At 72.9% G+C, this 20,689-nt stretch carries 7 protein-coding genes and 11 pseudogenes; 14 read left to right on the plus strand and 4 right to left on the minus strand.

The genetic code is table 11. The features are described 5' to 3' along the window. The first annotated feature begins 2 nt into the window (after positions 1–2). From PV963_RS01035 to PV963_RS01055, 6 genes and pseudogenes are all read left to right on the plus strand, one after another. Positions 3–355, plus strand: a pseudogene (locus tag PV963_RS01035) (VOC family protein). 176 nt (positions 356–531) lie between these two features. Next, positions 532–1,065: a response regulator gene (locus PV963_RS43815; protein WP_425540859.1), complete on the plus strand. Its 534-nt coding sequence runs from the start codon at positions 532–534 to the stop codon at positions 1,063–1,065. Between the two features lie 157 nt (positions 1,066–1,222). Next, on the plus strand, positions 1,223–2,131 hold the full coding sequence (locus PV963_RS43820; RefSeq protein WP_425541007.1) for an NAD(P)/FAD-dependent oxidoreductase: 909 nt from the start codon (positions 1,223–1,225) through the stop codon (positions 2,129–2,131). Then, positions 2,128–3,551 (plus strand): annotated as a pseudogene (locus PV963_RS01045) (ATP-binding protein). Before PV963_RS43820 ends, PV963_RS01045 begins: the two are co-directional and overlap by 4 nt. Continuing rightward, positions 3,548–3,899: pseudogene (locus tag PV963_RS01050) on the plus strand (UBP-type zinc finger domain-containing protein). Before PV963_RS01045 ends, PV963_RS01050 begins: the two co-directional pseudogenes overlap by 4 nt. Before the next feature lie 116 nt (positions 3,900–4,015). Then, positions 4,016–6,939, plus strand: a pseudogene (locus PV963_RS01055) (helix-turn-helix transcriptional regulator); the annotation flags it as partial. Positions 6,940–6,996: 57 nt separating this feature from the next. Here the strand turns inward: PV963_RS01055 and PV963_RS01060 are convergent. Then, positions 6,997–8,164 (minus strand): annotated as a pseudogene (locus PV963_RS01060) (SGNH/GDSL hydrolase family protein). 362 nt (positions 8,165–8,526) lie between these two features. Here PV963_RS01060 and PV963_RS01065 point away from each other — a divergent pair. From PV963_RS01065 to PV963_RS01085, 5 genes and pseudogenes are all read left to right on the plus strand, one after another. Further along, positions 8,527–9,965: pseudogene (locus tag PV963_RS01065) on the plus strand (CAP domain-containing protein). Positions 9,966–10,042: 77 nt separating this feature from the next. Further along, complete coding sequence (locus tag PV963_RS01070; RefSeq protein ID WP_274813745.1) at positions 10,043–10,720, plus strand: AIM24 family protein; 678 nt, start codon at positions 10,043–10,045, stop codon at positions 10,718–10,720. Between the two features lie 174 nt (positions 10,721–10,894). Further along, positions 10,895–11,961, plus strand: a pseudogene (locus PV963_RS01075) (tetratricopeptide repeat protein). 480 nt (positions 11,962–12,441) lie between these two features. Next, positions 12,442–13,347, plus strand: a complete 906-nt coding sequence (locus PV963_RS01080) for a polyprenyl synthetase family protein (RefSeq protein WP_425540860.1) — start codon at positions 12,442–12,444, stop codon at positions 13,345–13,347. Positions 13,348–13,722: 375 nt separating this feature from the next. Further along, positions 13,723–15,388: pseudogene (locus tag PV963_RS01085) on the plus strand (serine/threonine protein kinase). Between the two features lie 8 nt (positions 15,389–15,396). On the opposite strand, the pseudogene PV963_RS01090 reads toward PV963_RS01085, so the two are convergent. Then, positions 15,397–16,803, minus strand: a pseudogene (locus tag PV963_RS01090) (serine hydrolase domain-containing protein); the annotation flags it as partial. Between the two features lie 73 nt (positions 16,804–16,876). Here PV963_RS01090 and PV963_RS01095 point away from each other — a divergent pair. Continuing rightward, a complete protein-coding gene (locus PV963_RS01095; protein WP_274813746.1) occupies positions 16,877–17,848 on the plus strand; it encodes an LLM class F420-dependent oxidoreductase in 972 nt (323 codons plus the stop codon). Here PV963_RS01095 and PV963_RS01100 read toward each other — a convergent pair. Continuing rightward, positions 17,745–18,437, minus strand: coding sequence for a hypothetical protein (locus PV963_RS01100; protein ID WP_274813748.1), 693 nt, complete (start codon positions 18,435–18,437; stop codon positions 17,745–17,747). The two genes, PV963_RS01095 and PV963_RS01100, sit on opposite strands and share 104 nt — an antisense overlap. Positions 18,438–18,565: 128 nt before the next feature. Here PV963_RS01100 and PV963_RS01105 point away from each other — a divergent pair. Next, a pseudogene (locus PV963_RS01105) lies at positions 18,566–19,595 on the plus strand (hypothetical protein). A 66-nt stretch (positions 19,596–19,661) separates the two neighbouring features. Continuing rightward, a pseudogene (locus PV963_RS01110) lies at positions 19,662–20,080 on the plus strand (SsgA family sporulation/cell division regulator); the annotation flags it as partial. Positions 20,081–20,172: 92 nt separating this feature from the next. Here the strand turns inward: PV963_RS01110 and PV963_RS01115 are convergent. After that, positions 20,173–20,670 carry a DUF6328 family protein gene (locus PV963_RS01115; RefSeq protein ID WP_425540861.1) on the minus strand — a complete coding sequence of 166 codons (498 nt, stop codon included), beginning with the start codon at positions 20,668–20,670 and terminating at the stop codon, positions 20,173–20,175. Between the last annotated feature and the right edge of the window lie 19 nt (positions 20,671–20,689).

The following is a 20,689-nucleotide window of genomic DNA, read 5'->3' on the forward strand; positions in this document are numbered from 1 at the left end:
GCATGTCCTTGGAGTGGCAGCAGTTGATGGTGGACGCGGCCGATCCGGCGGCTCTGGGCCGCTGGTGGGCCGAGGCGCTGGGCTGGGCGGTGGTGAACGACGACCCCGACGAGTACGAGATCCGGCCCGCTCCGGACCGGCTGCCCGGGCTGCTCTTCGTGGCCGTGCCGGAGCGCAAGGTGGCCAAGAACCGCCTGCACCTCGACTTCCGGCCCGACGACCAGGAGGCCGAGGTGGCGCGCCTGCTCGCGCTCGGCGCGCGGCACGCCGACGTCGGCAGGGCGAGCAGTCGTGGGTGACGCTGGCCGACCCGGAGGGCAACGAGTTCTGCGTGCTGAGGGCCCGCCGGAACTGATCTCCGTATCGGAGCGCGCCACGGCGATCGAACATACGATGGGCCAAGGTCGGCGCGGTGCCCCGGGGCGCCGTGCCGTGAGTCGACCGCCCGGTGTGGGGACGTATGGCACAGGCCGCCGATGCGGCGCGGACCGTCATCATGACCGTGGACGACGACCCCGGGTCTCCCGGGCCGTGGCCCGGGATCTGAGGCGGCGGTACGGCGCGTCGTACCGGATCGTGCGCGCGGAGTCCGGCGAGTCCGCGCTCGGCGCGCTGCGGGAGCTGAAGCTGCGCGGCGATCTCGTGGCCGTGATCCTGGCCGACTACCGGATGCCGCAGATGAACGGCATCGAGTTCCTCGAACAGGCCCTGGACGTCTACCCGGGTGCGCGGCGGGTGCTGCTGACGGCGTACGCGGACACGAACGCGGCGATCGACGCGATCAACGTCGTCGACCTCGACCACTACCTGCTCAAGCCGTGGGACCCGCCCGAGGAGAAGCTCTACCCGGTCCTCGACGATCTGCTCCGGGCCTGGCGGGCCGGCGACCACCGGCCCGTGCCCAGCAGAAGGTCGTCGGGCACCGCTGGTCGGCGCGCTCCTCGGACGTCCGGGAGTTCCTGGCCCGCAACCAGGTGCCGTACCGCTGGTACTCCTCCGACGAGCCGGAGGGACGGCGGCTGCTGGCCGCGGCCGGTGAGGACGGGATGCGGCTGCCGGTGGTGATCACACCGGACGGGACACCGCTGGTCGAGCCGGAGGCCGTCGACCTCGCCGCCCGGGTCGGGCTGGCGACGACCCCGACGGCAGAGTTCTACGACCTGGTCGTGATCGGCGGCGGTCCGGCCGGGCTCGGCGCGGCGGTCTACGGCGCCTCCGGGGGCTGCGGACGGTGCTCGTGGAGCGGTCGGCGACCGGCGGGCAGGCCGGCAGAGCTCACGCATCGAGAACTACTGGGCTTCCCCGACGGGTGTCGGGAGCCCAGCTCACCGACCGGGCGCGGCGGCAGGCGGCGAAGTTCGGCGCCGAGATCCTCACCGCACGCGAGGTGACGGCACTGGAGGTCAACGGCGCCGCCCGGATCGTACGGTTCTCGGACGGCTCGGCGATCGCCGCGCACAGCGTGATCCTGGCGACCGGCGTGTCCTACCGCCAGTTGGAGGCGCCCGGCTGCGAGGACCTGACCGGGTGCGGGGTGTTCTACGGATCGGCCCTGACGGAGGCCCCCTCCTGCCAGGGGCAGGACGTGTACATCGTCGGCGGCGCCAACTCCGCCGGGCAGGCTGCGATGTACCTGTCCCGGGGCGCCAAGTCGGTGACCCTGCTGGTGCGCGGTGCGTCGCTGGCCGCGTCGATGTCGCACTACCTCATCCAGCAGATCGAGGAGTCCCCCAACATCCAGGTGCGCACCCGCACGGTCGTCGAGGCCGCGCACGGCGACGGCCGTCTGGAGCAGCTCACCCTGCGGGACGTGGACGGCGGGCAGACCGAACAGGTCGACGCGCAGTGGGTGTTCGTGTTCATCGGCGCGGCCCCGCTGACCGGCTGGCTGGACGGCACGGTGCTGCGGGACGAACGCGGGTTCATCCTCGCCGGGCCCGACCTGACCTCCGACGGCCGCCCGCCCGAGGGCTGGGAGCTGGACCGGCCGCCGTACCACCTGGAGACGAATGTGCCGGGCGTGTTCGTGGCGGGCGACGCCCGCTCCGAGTCCGCCAAGCGGGTCGCGTCCGCCGTCGGAGAGGGAGCCATGGCCGTGATGCTCGTCCACCGGTATCTGGAGCAGTCATGAGCGGGCAGCCCATGCCGTGCGCCCCGCAGGAGATCGGCTCCCTGTTCCTGTTCGAGAAGCTGACCCCCGAGCAGCTGGGACGGCTGTGCGCCGAGGGGCGCGTGGAGCGGTTCGAGCCCGGCCCCGTGTACACCGAGGGCGAACCCGCCACCTGCTTCTACGTGATGCTCGAAGGCACGGTCGTGCTGTACCGCCGGGTCGGCGGCGACGACGTGGAGGTGACCCGGACCTCCCAACGCGGGGTGTACGCGGGGTCCATGCAGGCCTATCTGGGCGACCGGGGTGCGGCAGGTCTACAACAACTCCATGCGCGTCACCGAGCCGACGCGGTTCTTCGTGCTGCCCGCCGACACGTTCGCGGGCATCATGCAGGAGTGGTTCCCGATGGCGGTGCATCTGCTGGAGGGGCTCTCTTCGGCTCGAAGAACACCCAGCGGGCCATCGGTCAGCGCGAACGGCTGCTGGCGCTCGCTCGTTGTCCGCCGGTCTCACCCACGAGCTCAACAACCCCGCGGCGGCGGCCGTACGGGCGACCGCGACGCTGCGGAGCGGGTGGGCAAGATGCGGGTGGGCAAGATGCGGCACAAGCTGGCGGTCATCGCGCAGGGTTCGTACTCCCCCGAGGTCATGGCGAACCTCATCGACCTCCAGGAACGCACCGCCGAGCGCGTCGCCAAGGCCCCCACGCTGAGTCCGCTGGAGGCCTCCGACCGGGAGGACGCGCTCACCGGCTGGCTCGACGACCACGGCATCGCGGACGGCTGGCGGATCGCGCCCGCCTTCGTCCAGGCCGGTCTCGACGAGGACTGGCTGGACCAGGTGGCCGCGGCGGTGGACGAGGAGCTCCTGCCGAGCGCGATCGGGTGGCTCAACTACACCGTCGAGACCGAGCTGTTGATGGACGAGATCAACGACTCCACCGCGCGCATCTCGCATCTCGTCGACGCGGCCAAGCAGTACTCCCAGCTCGACCGGGCACCCTTCCAGAACGCCGATGTGCACGAACTGAGATCGGCCGGCGGATCAAGGTCGTCAAGGACTACGACCGGACGCTGCCGAGGATCCCGGCGTACCCGGCGGAACTCAACCAGGTGTGGACGAACCTGATCGACAACGCGGTCTCGGCGATGCACAGCGCGGGCGGGAAGGGACACTGACCGTGCGGACGGCCCGGGACCACGACCGGCTGCTGGTGGAGTTCCGGGACACGGCGTCGGTATCCCGGCGCAGGACCGGGGGCGGATCTTCGACCCGTTTTCACGACGAAGCCGGTGGGTGAGGGGACCGGGCTCGGGCTCGACATCTCCTGGCGGATCGTGGTCAACAAGCATCACGGGAGCATTCAGGTGGAGTCGGAGCCGGGGACACACGGTTCCAGGTGCTGCTTCCGCTGACAGCGGTGGAGGAGGAGTCGGCATGAGTGGCGGGAACGGGATCGACCCGAGTGTGCCGCCGAGTGGGAGCGGGTGCGCGGAGTGTGATGCGGCCGGGGGGTGGTGGTTCCACCTGCCGGTGTGCGCAGTGCGGGCACGTGGGGTGTTGTGACAGTTCGCCCGCGAAGCATGCGACGGCTCATTTCAGGGAGTCGGGGCATCCGTTGGTGCAGAGCTTCGAGCCGGGTGAGGGCTGGTACTGGGACTACTCGACGAACGAGTTGTACGAATCGGGGCCCGAGTTGACTGCGCCGGTGAGTCATCCTGCGGATCAGCCGGTGCCGGGGCCTGCTGGGCGGGTGCCGGATGATTGGGCGAGGGTTTTGCGGGCCTAGGAGCAAGGGTCCCGTCGTTTCGTGGCGGCTGCGGGTTGTATGTGGTTGATCGCGCCCACGCGGCGGAGCCGCATAGAGTCACAGCCCCGCGCCCCTGAAAAAAGAAGGTTGGTCCTGTGCCGCAGGCTTCATCTGTCACGCCGGTTGTCGGGGGGATGCCGAACTCACGCGGCTCTCTGCGGTGCTGGAGCGTGCGCGCGGCGGAGAGGCCCGGGCCGTGCTCGTCGCCGGGGACGCCGGGGTGGGCAAGACCCGGCTGCTGGACGAGGCCGGCGGGCTGGCCGCTGACGCCGGAATGACCGTGGTCACCGGGCACTGCGTGGATCTCGGTGACGTCGGTCTGCCCTATCTGCCCTTCACCGAGATCCTGGGCGTGCTCGCCGCCGACGAGCGGTTCGCTGCCGCTCTGGCCGCTCGTCCGTGGTCGAGCGGCTGCTGGGGGCCGGGACCGATTCCGCGCGGGACGTCGACGGGCGGCTGCGGCTGTTCGAGGGGATGGCGGGGCTGCTGGCCGAGGTGGCGGATGTCGCGCCGCTGTTGCTCGTGCTGGAGGATCTGCACTGGGCGGACCAGTCGTCGCGGGATCTGCTGCGGTTTCTGCTCGGCCGGGGTGTTCTGCGGCACCGGCTCGCGGTGTTCGCCTCGTACCGGGCGGACGATCTGCACCGTCGTCACCCGCTGCGGCCGCTGCTGGCGGAGCTGATACGGCTGCCCGCCGTGGAGCGGCTGGAGCTGCGGCCGCTGGGCGATTCCGATGTGGCCCGACTGGTGCGGCAGCTCGAACGGCGTCCGCTGGCGGAGGCCACGGTGCGGCGCATCGTGGAGCGGGCCGAGGGCAACGCCTTCTACGCGGAGGAGTTGCTCGCGGCGACGGACACGGAGTCCGGTGGAGTGCCCAGCGGGCTCGCCGATGTGCTGCTGATCCGCTTCGAGCAGTTGTCCGACACCACGCAGCAGGTGCTGCGGACCGCGGCCGTCGCCGGGCGCCGGGTGGAGCACGAGCTGCTGCGGGAGGCGGTCGGGCTTCCCGAGGAGGAGCTGGAGTCGGCGCTGCGGGAGGCGGTGGGGCGGCAGTTGCTCGTCGCCGGGGACGACGACACGTACTCCTTCCGGCACGCCCTCGCCCGGGAGGCCGTCTACGCCGATCTGCTCCCCGGGGAGCGGGCGAGGCTGCACGGCGCGTTCGCCCGGCTGCTCGCCGGGCGGGGGCGGGCCGCGAAGAGCGCTGCCGAGCGTGCCCACCACTACCGGGAGAGCCACGACCTCGCCGAGGCGCTGGCCGCCTCCCTGGAGGCCGCCGACCACGCCCAGCGGGTGGGTGCGCCGGCCGAGGAGCAGCGGCATCTGGAAGCGGCTCTCGACCTGTGGCCGGCGGTGGGTGCCGAGGCGCGGCCCTGCGGCGTCGGGGTCGACCGTGTGACCCTGACGTTGCGGGCCTCGGCGGCGGCCGTGCACGCCGGGGAGCTGCACCGGGCGGTCTCCCTCACGCGGTCCGCACTGGCGGAGCTCGGCCAGGACGCCGACTCCGAACTCGCCGCCCGGGTCCGCTACACCCTCGCCGGGAACCTGCTGAGCGTGGACAGCCTGACGTCGGCGTTCGCCTACAGCAGCGAGGCCCTGGCGATGATCCCCGAGGACCCTCCGTCGCGTACGTGGCTGTGGGCGGCGGCCACGCATGCCATGGCCGCACGCCACGTCGGGAGAACGAGACCGCGCTGCGGGTCGTCCGGCGGGCCCTGGGCGTGGCCGAGGAGCTGGGAGCGACCGACGCCCAGGCGGACCTGCTGATCTCCCTGGCCGTCTTCGACGGAGGTGGACGGCGCGGTCCCGAGGGCCGTGAGCGGCTGCTGCGGGCCCGGGAGCTGGCGCGGAGTTCGGGCAACGCGGCCGTGGAGCTGCGTGCCCTGTTCAACCTGGCCATGGGCTGCTACGAGTCCGGTGCGCTGGCGGAGTGCGTGCCCTGGCTGACGGAGGGCCTGGACCGGGCCCGGCGCGCCGGGCTGCTGTCGTCCCCGTATCCGCTGGAGATGCGGTACCTGCGGTTGCAGGTGCTGCACGTGCGGGCCGTTGGGACGAGTGTGTGCGGGCGGCGCCGGCCGATGCCGAGGTACTGCCGGCCGCCGGCGGGTACACGGTCGGTCCCGCGCTGTATGTCGCCCTGGCACGGGGCGACATGGCGGCCGCCGACCGGGCCCGTGCCCTGCTGGAGGGGCCCTTCGACTGGATGGCCACCCTGGTCGCGGGCATCGTGCTCACCGACGCCGCGGCGCTGCGCCGTGATCCCGAGGACGCGGTGCGGTGGACGCGGTCCACGGTCGCGGCCCTCACCGACGAGGTGGGCACCCCCCGGACGTCACGGTCCGGCTCGCCGCCCTGGCGTTGTCCGGGTCGCCGACGCCGCCGCCGAGCCGCGGCCGGCCGGCGACGAGGCGGGGCCCGCCGCTGGACGGACACCGCGGCCGAACTGGTGGAGCTGGCACGGGCCACCGCCGCCCACAGCGAGGACGGTGCTCCCCAGGGCCCGAAGGACAGGCCTGGCTGGCCCGTGCCGAGGCGGAGTGGATCCGGGCCGTCTCGGGGCCGGACGCCGAGGCCTGGTCGGAGGCGGTGACGGCGTTCGGCTACGGCGACGTCTACGAGCAGGCGCGCTGCCGGCTGCGGTACGCCGAGGCCTGGTGGCGGCCGGGCGTCGTGAGGAGGCAGCGGCCGAGGCCCGCGAGGTCCGGGAGACCGCCGACCGTCTCGGCGCCACGCCGCTGCGGGAGCAGGTGGACGCCCTGGTCCGGCGCGGACGCCTGGCGGACACGCCGGAGACCTACGAGCGCGCCGGTGTGCTCACCGCCCGCGAGCAGGAGGTGCTGCGGCTGCTCGCGCTCGGCCGCAGCAACGGCAGATCGGCGAGGAGCTGTTCATCACCGGCAAGACGGCGAGCGTCCACGTCTCCAACATCCTCGCCAAGCTGGGCGCGTCGAGCCGTGGTGAGGCGGTGGCGATCGCCTACCGGGAGGGTCTGATCGCCCCGGAGCCGTCGGCGTCCGGCGTGACCGGCCGCCGCCGGGCAGGCCGGGCGAAGCTGGTCGCGTATCCCCGATCCGGGCTAGCGGCTGCCGCAGTCGAGGCTCTCCGGATCGACGGCGTCGGCCATCGCCTGCATCCCTTGTCGTTGGGGTGCAGGTGGTCGCCGCCGTCGAAGGCGGGGAGGATCCGCTCGGGTCGTAGGGGCTGCGCAGGATGCGGTCGAAGTCGGTGACCGCGTCGAACTGGCCGCTGGTGCGGATGAAGGTGTTGACCTCCTGGCGCACGGCTTTCCCCGGCGGGGTCCCACTCCTGCCAGCCCTTGTAGGGGGCGATCGTCGCGGCGACGACGCACTTCCCGGCCGCGTGCGCCCTGTCGGCCAGCGTGCGGTACCCGGCGATGAGCTCGTCGGCCGTGGCGCCGGGCTCGGCCTTGATGTCGTTGACGCCCTGGAAGAGGAACACCGTGCGCAGACCCGGCAATGAGAGCACGTCCCGCGACAGTCGGTTCAGGGCGCTCTGTCCGGGGCCGTCGGTGAGGACCTTGTTACCTGCGATGCCCGCGTTGGCCACTCCCCTGACGGTGGTCTCGGGGGACGTGCGCAGCCGGCGGGCGAGGTGGTCGGGCCAGCGGCGGTCGAGGTCGGTCGTGGACTGCAGCCGTCGGTGATCGAGTCGCCGAGAGCGGCCACCGCGCCCGCAGCGGGCCGGGCCGCACGGTGACGGCGTCGAGGTAGAACCAGGACCCTGTCCGCTGCGCCCAGTTGGCGCCGCTCTCCTCCGCGGTGTGGTCGCCGTCGGTGGTGTACGACGTCTGCATCGCCATCCAGTGCCCGGTGAGCACTCCGCCGCCCGGGGACGTGGAGGCTGACGGCGAGCGCGCTCGCGGCGGGGACGTGGCCGGGCAGCGGGTCGCTGTAGACGATGCCGCCGGCGGGGACCGTGACGGAGCGGGCGCCGCCGAAGGTCAGGCGCCGGTTGCTGCCGGGGACGAGTGCGGCTCCGTCGCGCTGGAGACCCGCGTGGACGTTGTCGAACGTCACGGCTGGTCCCGAAGGCGTTGGACAGCCGCACCCTGAGGCCGGTGCCGCGACGCTGGTGCGCACGACCAGCCGGTAGCCGCGGCCGTCGACCGCCGTGCCGATGCGGTCGGCGGAGGAGGCCCAGGTGACCACGCCGTAGCCGGGCCCGGTCGGGGCGCCGGTCGGCGGGGCCGGCTTCTCCCCTGGGGTGTTCCGCCGGACGCGCAGCCCAGCGCGAGGCAGCAGGAGAGGGTGACCAGGGCGGTGCGGCCGCGGGGGCGTGCGGTGCGGGGCATCGTGGGCGCTCCTTCGGCCGGTGTGCAGGGGCGGGCGGTGTCAGGGGGCGAGATCCCGCAGCGTCGCGGAGCCACCGGGAGCGAGTCGGATGCTCCGTGCCGTCCCGGCGTACGACACGGTAGTGGTGCGGCCTCCCACGCTGTGCGGGGTGGCCTCGGTCGGTCTGTCGGTCGAAGACGTTGAAGGCGGTCGTGGGCCCGGGCTGACGTGGGAACCCTCGCGCGGCCACGGCCGTTGTCCGGGCATCCGCGTCCCCCACGGGAGGCCGGTACGACGACAGCAGGGGGGGCGTGATGAGCGAGTTGGTCCCCGGGGGCAATCTGCCGCTTCCGGGCGGGGCGGTGACCGTCCGGGTGCCCGGCCCGTTCGACGTGTCCGCGCTCGTCACGGACGACGGCGGAAAGGTGCGGGACGACGGCGACTTCGTCTTCTACAACCAGCCGGCCGCACCGGGAGCGACGCTGCGGGGCGACGCGCTCACCGTGGACCCGGCGAGGCTGCGTACCGGCGCCACCTGGGTCACCGTCGCCGTCAGCCCCGCCGAGCCCGGAACCGCCCTCGGCCGTCTGCCCTCCCCCACGCTGCACGTCACCGACGCGGGAGGCCACCCGCTCGCCCGGTTCACCCCGCGCGCCCCCGCCAGGAGACGGTCCTGCTGCTCGCGGAGCTCTACCGGCGCGGTGACCGCTGGAAGCTGCGCGCCCTGGGCCAGGGGTACGCCGACGGATTGGCGGGACTCGCCAGGACTTCGGCGTCGACGTCGTGGACGACCCGCCCGGGTCCGGGCCGGACTCGGCGGCGGCCGGTGCGCCGGGCGCGCGGCCGAGATCCCTCGCCGGCGGCGCGCAGCGAGCGGCCCATGCGCCGACGCCGGTCCCGGCCGCGCGGCGCCTGATCGGGAGCGCGGCCGGCGTCGGCGACTCCCCCGGGCCCTCCGCCCCGGTACCGTCCGCCCCCGACCCGGACGGCTTCACCGCCCTGGTCAACTCCGCTCGTACCGCCGCCGGTTCACCACCGGTCTCGCTCGATCCGCGGCTGGTGTCCGCGGCGCGGCCCACGCAGCCGCCATGGCCGCGTCCGGACGCCTCGGTGTCGAGAGCCGGGACGGCATCTCCGTCTACCAGCGGGTCCTCGGCGCCGGGTACGCGTACCTCACCGTCGGCGAGCACCTGGTGTCCGGCCCGCGTACCACCGCCGAGTTCGTCGCGTACTGTCTGCGCACGGACGGGGCCCGCCGCACCCTGCACGACCCGGCGTTCACCCACGCCGGAGTGGCCCACGTCCACGACGGTCCCACCGCCGACACCTATTGGACCGCGCTCTGGCCATGCCCCTGGCACCGGACGGGCTGGCGGGCGCGGCGGCGACCGTCACCGACCTCACCAACCGGGAGCGCGCCCGGGCCGGACTCCCGCCCCTGGCCGCCGATCCCCTGCTCACGGCCGCCGCCCAGGCGCACAGCGCGGACATGGTGGCCCGCGGCTTCTACTCGCACACCGCGCCCGACGGCAGCCGCCCCTGGGACAGGGCCGCCGCCGCGGGCTCCACCCGGCGTTCCATCGGCGAGAACATAGCCTGCGGCCAGCGCTCCCCCGCCGAAGTGGTGGAGGGCTGGATGAACAGCCCCGGCCACCGGGCCAACATCCTCAAGCCCGGCTTCACGCACCTCGGGGTCGGCTTCGCGGGCGGCGGCCGGGCGGGTGCGTACTGGACGCAGCTCTTCGGCGGCTGACACCGCGCCACCGCGCGCCCTGCCCGTCACACGCCCCGATCTTGGCGGAGGGGGACGCTCCGGGTGAGGATGCGCCTATGAAGGGTGACCTCTTTTCCAGCCAGCACATGGCACAGCCGGCCGTCGCACCGGGTATGACGGTCGAGAACGCCAAGTGCCTCCGCTACACGGTGAACGGCGAGATGCTCGCCCGACAGGGCGCGATGATCGCCTACCGCGGCAACCTCCAGTTCGAGCGCAAGGGCCAGGGCGTGGGCGGCATGCTCAAGCGCGCGGTCACCGGGGAGGGACTTCCGCTGATGGCGGTGCGCGGGCAGGGCGAGGCCTGGTTCGCCCACGAAGCGCAGAACTGCTTCGTCGTCGACGTCGAACCCGGTGACGAGTTCACGGTCAACGGCCGTAACGTCCTGTGTTTCGACGCCACGTTGTCCTACCGCATCGCGACCGTGAAGGGCGCCGGCATCACCGGCGGCGGCCTGTTCAACAGCGTCTTCACCGGACACGGCAAGCTGGGCCTGGTGTGCGAGGGCACTCCGCTCGTCATCCCGGTCTCCCCGCAGTACCCGGTGTACGTCGACACCGACGCGATCGTCGGCTGGACGGCGGGCCTGCAGACCTCGCTGCACCGCTCCCAGTCCATCGGCTCGATGCTGCGCGGCGGCTCCGGCGAGGCCGTGCAACTGGCGCTCCAGGGCGAGGGATACGTCGTCGTGCGGCCGAGCGAGGCGACACCGCAGAAGGCTGGTCAGCACTAAAGCCCCCTCCCACGGTGATCTGCGCCTCACAGGCAACCCCGTCCGTACGGTCGACGTCTTGATCGACAACAGGTGATGCCCTGGCCCTTGTGGCCAGGGCAGGTTTCCAGCTTTCTATACGCATCATGTATACACAGGGTGTATACATGATGCGTATACGGACGAAGGGCATCGATGTACGGCAAGGCATTCGCCCCGGAGTACCAGGGCGCGCTCACCACCCTGTCCGTCAACTCCTCACTGACCGACGTGCTGGCCGCCGGCACCGAGCAGTTGAGGGCGGCCGAGCGCGCGGGAAGCCCGGGGAGGCGGCGCGTTCCGGACTCGCGGTGGCCGAGGCGCACCGCCGACTGGGCCGGGTCGAGGACGCGGACCGGGCGTGGAAGGCGAGTTACCGGGCCGCCCGCCGGGCCGAGGACGTCGCGGCGATGGCCTGGGCGCTGTGGAGCGGCGGCACGCTGGCCCGGCAGCGCGGGGCGTTCCGGCTGGCCCGCCGGCTGTTACAGCTCGCGGCGGACCTGGGCGAAAAGGGCGGGGACATCGTCGTACGCGGCTACTCGCTGGCGGGCCTGGCCGAGACCGGCCGCATCCAAGGCGACTACGAGGCCGTCGGCCGGCTGCACGAGCAGCTGCTCGCCGAGGCCCGGCGGCGCGGGGAGGCACGGCACACGGTGTGGGCGCTGGAGGGCATCGCGCAGATGCACCGCAACACCGGGGACTACGACACCGCGTACGCCCTGTTCGAGGAGTCCGCCGAGATCGCCGCGCGCGCCGACGACCGGCGCGGTCACGCCTGGGCGTTGCGTGGTCTGGCCGACGTCGTGTCGGTGCGCGACGGGGACACCGAGCGGGCGCTGGAGCTGCTGAGCGAGGCGGAGGCGACGTGCCGCGCGATGCGGCTGTCCAGCGCGCTGGCCTACAACCACAAGATGCGCGGCAACGTCCTGTACCGGGCCGGGCGTTACGCCGAGGCGCGCGCCCTGTACGAGCAGGCCCTCGCGGAGTTCCGCGAGATGAGCGAGCCCCGCGGGGAGGCGCTGTCGCGGCTGGGCCTCGCCAAGTCCCTGGCCCGGCTGGGCCGCGACCGCGCAGAGACGGCGGCCGAACTGTCCGAGCTCGCCGGCACACTGGAGCGGATCGGTCTCCAGCACGCCCGCAAGATGGTGGCTCGCGCGTACGACGAACTCGGCATATCGGATGCCGGGCTCGTCGAGGCGAGGGTGGCGGAGGTGGCACGGTGACGGTGTCCTCCATGGCGGTAGGGGCGGCGCGGGGGACGGGGCCGCGCATGACGAGGGGCAGGATCAGGCGGACGGCCTTTCGGGCGGGCTCGGCCACGCGGGTGACCTCGCCCAGGCGGGCGACTCCGGCCACGCGAGCGGCTCGAGCCACTCGGGCGCCCCCGACCACGAGATGACCCCCGACCACGCGGTGTGCTCCGGCCACGCGAGTGGCCCCGTGCACGCGGCCGAGCCCGACCATGCGCGAGGCCCCAGCCATTCCGGCGGCCTCGACCACGCGGTCGGCCCCCTCCACGCGTTGCCCCCCGACCACGCGATCAGCCCTGTCCGCGCGGGCGGCCCCAGCCGCCCCGGCACCCCCGACCACTCAGCCGCGCCCGACCTCCAGCCCGACCCCACCAGATCCTCCACCGCTGCCGCACCCTCGTACGCCCCGCCCTCTCCGAAGCCGTCAGCCAACTGCACCCCTGGATCGGCGAGATGGCCGCGTACTCCTTCGGCTGGTGTGAGGTGGGCGGTGCGCCGGCCGTCGCCCCGGGCGGCAAGGGCGTGCGGCAGGCGCTCGCGGTGCTCGGTGCCGAGGCGGCCGGTGCGTCCGGGCGGGACGGGGTGGCCGCGGCCGTCGCGGTCGAGCTGGTGCACGCCTTCTCCCTGCTGCACGACGACATCATGGACGGCGACGCGGACCGGCGCCGTCGCCCGGCCGTGTGGAAGGCCTACGGCACGGGACCCGCGGTCCTCGCGGGCGACGCCCTGTTCGCGCTGGCCGTCGAGACGCTCGCCGCGCAGCCGGGCGGAGCCGCGGCCGTGCGGACGCTGTCCGTCGCGCTGGGCGACCTGGTGCGCGGGCAGGCGGACGACCTGCTGTTCGCCGACCGTCCCTGGACGGGACCGGAGCGGGTCCGGCCGGAAGAGTACCGGGCGATGGCGGAGCACAAGACGGGCTCGCTGCTGGGCTGCGCGGCCGCGCTGGGTGCCGTGCTCGGCGGTGCCGCGCCCGTGACGGCCGCCGCGCTCGACCGGGTGGGCCGGCACCTCGGGATCGCGTTCCAGATCGTCGACGACGTGCTGGGCATCTGGGGCGACCCTCGGGTCACCGGCAAGCCGGTCCACGGCGATCTGCGGGAGCGGAAGAAGACGCTGCCGGTACTGGTCGCGCTCGGCTCCCCGAGTGGCGACCGGATCGCCGCACTCCTGGAGACGGGCGACGATCCCGGTGCGGCGGCGGAGCTGATCGAGCGGGCGGGCGGCCGTTCGGCGGCCATGGCTCAGGCCCGGCGCCACCTCGCCGCCGTCGAGACGGCGCTCGCCGGGGTGCCGCTGGAGGCGAGGGCCCTCGGTGAACTGCGGTCACTGCTCGGCTTCCTGGTGCGGCGGGAGGTCTGAGCCGACCGCCCTCGGAGAATCCGTCGCCGAATTCATCGCCAGGGGTGCCGAGTTCAGCCGTCGGACACCTTCGCATTTACCGTCGGTTACCAGCAGGCCAGCCAGGGATTTGGGAATCTGCGGGCGGCGGGGACGAATTCTCCGCACCCCCGGAGACACCCGCGGCGACACCTCGGCCGCCCCGCGCCGATCCCGGGGCGGCCGAGGTGAGCCGCTCCTGAGCCCGCGAAAGACCATTTCCCCTCGCACACTTGATCCCCTCTCTTGAATAAAAGACAAGAATGAACGCGGAGTTGCGATCCGGTTGAACGCAACACGGCTCGCCCCCCGTACTTCTGGAAAAGGTGAGAGCCAGGTTTCCAGCGAGGGATGGCCATGGGCAGGGCGCACGTCTCCACACACCAGTTGGTCGTCGGCCGGTACCGGCTGCTCGAGATCATCCAGCGCGAGACCAACCGCATCTGCTGGTACGCCGAGGACATCGGTGCCGGCGAGGTCTCCCGCCCGTGTCTCGTCACGCAGATCGGGCTCCCCGACGACGCGTACGAGACCGAGCGCCGGGCCGCCGGCCGCCTGCTGCGCACGTCCGAACGCATGGCGCTGCTGTGCCCCGGCCGGATCGCCACGGTCGTCGACGCCGTCGAGGAGGCCGGCACCCTGTGGACCGTCAACGAGTGGATCGACGGCACCCCGCTCGGCGAACTCCTCTCGGAACAGGGCACGTTCAACTACGTGCGGGCCGCCCGCATCGGCCTGGAGGTGCTCGACGTGCTGGACGCCGCGCACACCGAGGGCATCACGCACGGCGAGCTCAGCCCGGCCAGGTGTTCGTCCGCGAGGACCATTCGGTCGTCGTCACCGGCTACGGCCTCGTCGGCGCGACCCTCGCGCCCCGGCTCACGGCACCGGCGTTCGCCTCCCCGGAACAGGCCCGCGACCAGCACATCGGGCCGGCGGCCGATCTGTGGGCGCTCGGCGCGATCCTCTACACGATGGTCGAGGGCCGTCCGCCCTTCCGGGACCGGGGCCGGCCGGAGAACACCCTCAAGGGCGTGGACCGGCTGCCGCTGCGCACGCCGGTGCGCGCCGGACCGCTCACCCAGGTCGTGCAGGGACTGCTCCGCAAGGACGCGCGGGAACGGCTGACACGCCCGGTGGTCCGGGAGGCGCTGAACCGCGCGCTCAGCGAGGACCCGGAAGCGGCCATGGGGACGGTGCCCGTGCCGCGGATGCGCGGCGCGTACGCCGCGATGCGGCCGGGGGGTCCGGCGTGGAGCAGACGGACCATGGTCGCCGGGACCACCCTGGCCGTGGTCACCGTCGCGGTCGCCGTGCTCGCCGCGACCCAGGGGCTGCCCGGCGGCGACTCGGGCAGCGACGCGGCGGACTCCCCGGCCCGGCCACCGGCCTCCGTCGCCCCGCCGGGCGAGGGCACCGGCGGCGGCAGCCCCGAGCCGTCCGAGCCGCCCGGCCGGACCGGCTCCCCCTCCCCCACGCCCTCTCCGTCGTCCCCGACCCCACGCCCACCCCGACCCCTACGCCTACGCGCACGCCGTCCGACCCGGCCACGGCCCTGCCGCCCGGGTTCCACACCTACCGCGCACCGGAGGGCTTCTCCGTCGCGCTCCCCGAGGGCTGGGAGCGGCTGGACACCGATCGCCAGGGCGATCTGCGGTACCGCGTGGTCTTCGGCGCCGACGGTGACGACCGCACGCTGGCCGTCACCTACAGCGAACGCGTGGGCCCGGACCCCGTGGCCGTGTGGCGGGACGAGGTCGAACCCAACCTGGAGCGGTCCGGCGACTACCGGCGGATCGGCGAGATCCGCGCCACGACGTACCAGGGACGCGAGGCCGCCGACATGGAATGGACGGCGGACGTCGACGGCACCCGGGTGCACACCTTCGGCCGGGGCTTCCTGCTGGGCGAGGGACGGAGCTTCTCGCTGCGCTGGACGACACCGGACGACGACTGGGAGGACAAGGCCAACCAGGAGGCACTGCGGACCTTCCTGAAGACGTTCCGGCCGGGCTCAGACTGAGCCGCGCGGGCGCGCAGGCGGGTGAGCCTGGGCTCGAAGGGCTGCGTGCGCCAGCCCGCGGTGAGCGTACGGTCCGCGAGGGAGCAGGTCAGCGCCAGTCGGTGCGGGGTCTCCAGGAACACCACCTCCACGGCCAGCGTGCCGGGATCCGTCCAGCCGCCGCTCACCGCGGTCGGGAGCGGCTTCTCCGCCACCGTCCAACTCTCCGCTCCGATCCGCAGGTCCAGCCGGTTCTCCCCCTCGGTGAGCCGGAGCGTCCAGCCGTCCGCATCCGGTGCGAGCCCGGCCGACAGAGCGGGACCGCCCCCCTTGGAGGACACGAACTCGGCGGCTGCCCATTCCTGCGCCCGTTCCGGCGGTGCCGGCCTGCCGGGGCGGGCGGCAGCGAGCCCGGCGAGGCGCTCCCGCAGGGCCTCGTCGGCGGAGTCCCGGCCGGGCAGCGGCTCGGGGCCGAAGGCTGGCAGCAGGTGCTGCCAGACGAGGTTCAGGAAGTCCTGCATCCGTTCGTTCGCCGCGGTCGCCGCGATCACCGCGTCGTGCTCGGGCAGCACCAGGCAGAACTGGCCGTACGCGCCGTCGCCCCGGTAGCCGTGCCGCGAGATCCAGAACTGGTAGCCGTAACCCCGGTCCCAGTCCTGCCGGTCCGGACCCCCCATGGCTCCGGCGGTCGGTATGCGCGGGCGCGTGGGCGGGCCACCCATCCTTCGGGCAGCAGCCGCTCGCCCTCCCAGACCCGTCGCGCAGGTAGAGCTCGCCGAGCCGGGCGACGGCGTCGGTGGTGGCGTGCAGACCGCTGTAGCCGATCTCGCGGCCGGCGCGGTCCCGCTGCCAGAACACCTCGCCGATGCCCAGCGGATCCAGCAGCCGCGGGCGCAGATAGGCGGTGAGCGGCTGCCCGGTCACCCGCTGGACGATCGCGGCGAGGGTGTAGGTGGTGGGCTGGTTGTAGGCGAAGACGGTGCCGGGGTCGCGGTCCGGCGGCAGCAGCAGGAACCCGCGCACGGGCTCCTGCTTGTCCAGCCCGTAGACCTCATCGACGGTCTCCCGTTCGTGGCCGCTCGACATGGACGCCACGTGCTTCACGAGCATGGCCCGGCTGCGCGGGTCGGTGATCTCGGCCTCCAACTCCGGGAAGTACGAGATCACCGGCGCGTCGAAGTCGAGCAGCCCCTCGGCCTCGGCCAGGGCGGCGGCGGTCCCGGTGAAGGTCTTGCTGAGCGAGTACAGCAGGTGGGGGCGGTCGGGGGTGTACGGCGCCCACCAGCCGGAGACGACCAGCCGGCCGTGCCGCATGATCATCAGGCTGTGCGGCTCGATCTCGGGGCCGCTTCGAGGGCGTCGAGGAAGGCGTGGACGCCGGACGCGTCGACGCCCTGGGCGGCGGGGCTGCTCGCGGGCAGAGCGGAGGCACTCATGGGGGCATCCTGCCCCCGTCCGGGGGCCTTGATCGAGCAGTTTTCACGCCCGTCGTCAGGGGACTCGCCGGTTATGGTGCAAATCGGATACACGATGATGACCGAGCAGGCCGGCCCCCGAGAGCTCGTCGACCATGTGGTGCGGGCCGAGGAGGCGGGCTTCGACTTCTCGGTGACCTCCGACCACTACTTCCCGTGGCTGCGCTCGCAGGGGCACTCGCCCTACGCGTGGGCGGTGCTCGGTGCGGCCGCCCAGGCCACGTCACGTATCCCGCTGATGACATACGTGACGTGCCCGACGTTCCGCTACCACCCGGCGGTGGTCGCGCAGAAGGCGGCGACGGTCCAGTTGCTGTCCGAGGGCCGCTTCCGGCTGGGGCTCGGCTCCGGCGAGAACCTCAACGAGCACGTGGTGGGCGGCGGCTGGCCGTCCGTCGACGTACGGCACGAGATGTTCGAGGAGGCCGTGGAGATCATCCGGGCCCTCTTCAAGGGCGGCCACGTCAACCATCGCGGCACGCACTTCGACGTGGAGTCGGCCCGGCTGTGGGACCTACCGGACCAGGCGCCGCCCATCGGCATCGCCGTCTCCGGGGAGCAGTCGTGCGAGCTCGCGGGCCGGCTGGGCGATCTGGTGATCGCCACGGAGCCCAAGGCGGGGCTGCTGGAGGCGTTCGACCGGCACGGCGGCGAGGGCAAGCCCCGCGTGGGCCAGCTGCCGGTCTGCTACGACCCCGACCGGGACACGGCGATCAAGCGCGCCCACTCCCAGTTCCGCTGGTTCGGCAGTGGCTGGAAGGTCAACTCGGAGCTGCCGCACCCGGATTCCTTCGAGGCGGCGACCCAGTTCGTCACGACCGACGACGTCGCCGACTCCATCCCCTGCGGCGACGACCCGGACGCGTTCGTCGAGGCCGTCCGTCCGTACGCCGAGGCCGGTTTCACCGAGATCGCCCTGGTCCAGATCGGTGGCGACTCGCAGCCGGCGTATCTGGACTGGTCGGAGAAGACCCTGCTGCCGGCCCTGCGCGACGCGTTCGGCTGAGGTCTGCCGCCAGCGCCTCGACGCTCTCCTCGACCAGTTGAGCCCTCCGCCCCGGGGGGCTCCTCTTGACCAGCGCGCTCACCCGCTGGGCCTGCTCGGTCGTCGGCAAGAACCCGACCAGGAGGAGCGGCAGCAGCATGCGGCGGACGAGGACCTCGCTCCCGGAGGAGACCTGCGGCCTGCGCACCACCGAGACATTGACCCGGATCGCGTGTTCGTTGCCCGGCGGGACACCGGGCCGGTCGGTCTCGATCGCGGCGTAGCGAAAGCCGTGCGCCCGGTCGCAGGCCGGGCAGCCGGCCGGGCCGCGTGCGAGCCGGTCGCCGCAGTCGGGGCACACCAGCCGGTCCAGGGCTGCGTCCACCACCCGCCAGTCGTGCCGGTCGGGTTCGGCCGCGACCATCTCGGCCAGCACTCTCTCCTGCTCGCCTTCGGCGGCGTCCCAGTGCCGCAGGAAGGCCGCCCACTCCTCCTCGACGATGCCGTCCACCAGTTCACGGCAGACGGCACAGGCGGGGGCGCCGCCGTACTCGTATCCACCGCATTGCGCGCAGTGGCGCAAAGCCGCACCGACTTCAGGTCTCACCATGGCCCAAGTCTCCCGCGCCGGGCGGGGCGAGGAGAAACGATTTGCGTCGGCCGGCCCGGGCCATGGGCTCGTATAGGCTGCCGACCTGCACGTACTCAATCGGCCAACCCCATTCAGGAGAGTCGTCCGTGACCCTGGCGATCACCCCGCTCGAAACCTCCCGGCGCCCGCCCCGAACCGATCGCGCGGGACGCGCGGGAGTTCGGGGCGTACGCCCGGACCGGAGGGTGGGCCTTCGGGTTGAAGGTGGCGCGCAGTGTGCGGCCCGGCGGGCAGTCCTCGGACGAGACGGCGAAGGTGTCGGCGAAGGAGTTCGCGGAGCTCGCCGGGTGCTCCCCCGAGCGGGTCATGCGCTACTACAAGGCGTGGGACCGGGCGGCCGACGACGGTCTGGTCCCGCACTTCGAGGCCCTGACGCCGGGTCAGGAGGTGGAGCTGCCGGACGCCGACGTGTGGCTGAGCTACTACGTCTCCCGCAACAGCGCCACCTCCGAGCGCGGCACCGCCATCGCCGAGGCCGCCGAGTCGGAGGGCATCCGGCCCACGAAGGCGCTGGAGGTCGCGGAGAACCCCACCGCTCTGCGCGCCGCGATCCTCGCCGACCCCGCCACGGCCCGCGCGGCCCGCCAGGCCCTGCTGGACCGGGTCCGGGAGGATCCCGAGCTCCAGTCCGAGCTGGCCCGTGACGTCGTGCGCACCGACGAACTGAAGAAGGCCGTCGCCGGCGAGAGCAGGGCGGCCGACCGCATCGGATACGTGCGCCAGATCGCCGAGTCCGGGCAGATCAAGACGCCCGCCGGGCAGACCGTGGACGCGCCGGCCGACCTCCGGCAGGAGGCCGAGCGGCACCTGTCGCTCATCGACGAGTTGGACGAGGGCGAGGACGCCGGCGAGTGGGCCGCCGAGGCGTACGAGACCATGAAGTCCCTCGTCGTCGAGACCGTCGAGACCGACCCGGGGCTGCGGGTGCAGGAGCGGCGCACGAAGTTCTACAGTAGCCTCCAGAAGGCGACCAAGGTGTTCGAGGAACTGACCTTCGACGACGCCGGGGATTTCTACGAGGACGACATGGTCCAGCGTCTGGAGGAGCTCCAGCGGGCCGTGGCCGTGTGCATCGAGTCCCTGCGCGGTGCCCGCGGGAATCACCCGGAGGGCTGAGCATCTTGTGCGTGTAGGGGGTACTAGAGGGCTCTACGTCGGTTGGTTCTTCCCGGAGGCCCTCTCGTGAACTCCTTCGTGCACAAGACCCTGGTGGTGCAGCTCCAGGCGGGTGACACGGACCGCTTCTGCGTGCTCGCCCACCTGAGCTACGACGCCGCGGACCCGTTCGCCGTCACCGTCGTCTTCAGCCACGACGGCCGTGTCCTCGCCCGCTGGCAGCTGGACCGCGAGATGCTCGGCGAGGGGCTGCGGCGTCCGGTCGGGCTGGGGACGTGCGGATGCGTCCCGAGTCGCTGGGCATGTGGCAGGAGCTGCGCCTGGAGTTCCTCGGTGACGCCCGACCCGACGGCGGCCGTCACCACGCGGTGGTGTTCGCGTGGGCTCCGGCGTTCGCGGCGTTCCTGCGGGAGACCCACGAGGTGGTCCCGCCGGGCCGCGAGGAGGTCCGCGTCGACGACTTCCTGGCGGACGTCATCACCGGGGCTGATCCGGGGCGTTTCCCGCTGACGAACCTGCTGTGCCGTCCGCCGGCCGCCGACACCGTGGTGCTGACGGCGGGCAGCACCACGGGCCGTCACTTCGACGTGTGGCGGTGCCGGGTCCACAGAGGCAGGACGAACCAGCACAGCAGGTACCAGCCGACCACGCCGGCGACGAGGTAGGGCACGAAGCCGTCGTGCGTCGCCACACGCAGGATCAGCAGCAGTGAGGCGGTCATCGTGGCGAGCAGCAGCACGAGCCCGAGCAGGGTGAGCCGGGAGGCCAGCTGCACCGCCTGCGGTTTGACGCGCCGCCCGGAGACCAGGCGGTGCAGGGACACCGGCCCGATGAGCGCCCCGGTCGCGCACGCGCCGAGGACGACCGTCAGGAGGTAGATCCTCTGGTCCGTGTCGGTCAGGTCGTCGTACTTCTCGGTGAACACCACGGTCAGCAGAAAACCGAACAGGATCTGCACGCCCATCTGGGCCACGCGGACCTCCTGGATGAGCTCCTGCCACATCCGGTCCGCTCTCTCCTCCTCCGTCTCGTTGCGCCCCCGGCGCCTCGGCGCGCCCTCTGCCGTGTCCGCCACTGTTCCTCCCCGGTGTGAG

The organism is Streptomyces coeruleorubidus (assembly GCF_028885415.1).
Taxonomy (GTDB): Bacteria; Actinomycetota; Actinomycetes; order Streptomycetales; family Streptomycetaceae; genus Streptomyces; species Streptomyces coeruleorubidus_A.

Bases quoted from the DNA above. Each gene is read 5' to 3' on its own strand.
- PV963_RS01070 (WP_274813745.1), top strand. From the start codon at position 10,043: ATGAAGGGTGACCTCTTTTCCAGCCAGCACATGGCACAGCCGGCCGTC.
- PV963_RS01080 (WP_425540860.1), top strand. From the start codon at position 12,442: ATGGCCGCGTACTCCTTCGGCTGGTGTGAGGTGGGCGGTGCGCCGGCC.
- PV963_RS01095 (WP_274813746.1), top strand. From the start codon at position 16,877: ATGGTGCAAATCGGATACACGATGATGACCGAGCAGGCCGGCCCCCGA.
- PV963_RS01100 (WP_274813748.1), bottom strand. From the start codon at position 18,437: ATGGTGAGACCTGAAGTCGGTGCGGCTTTGCGCCACTGCGCGCAATGC.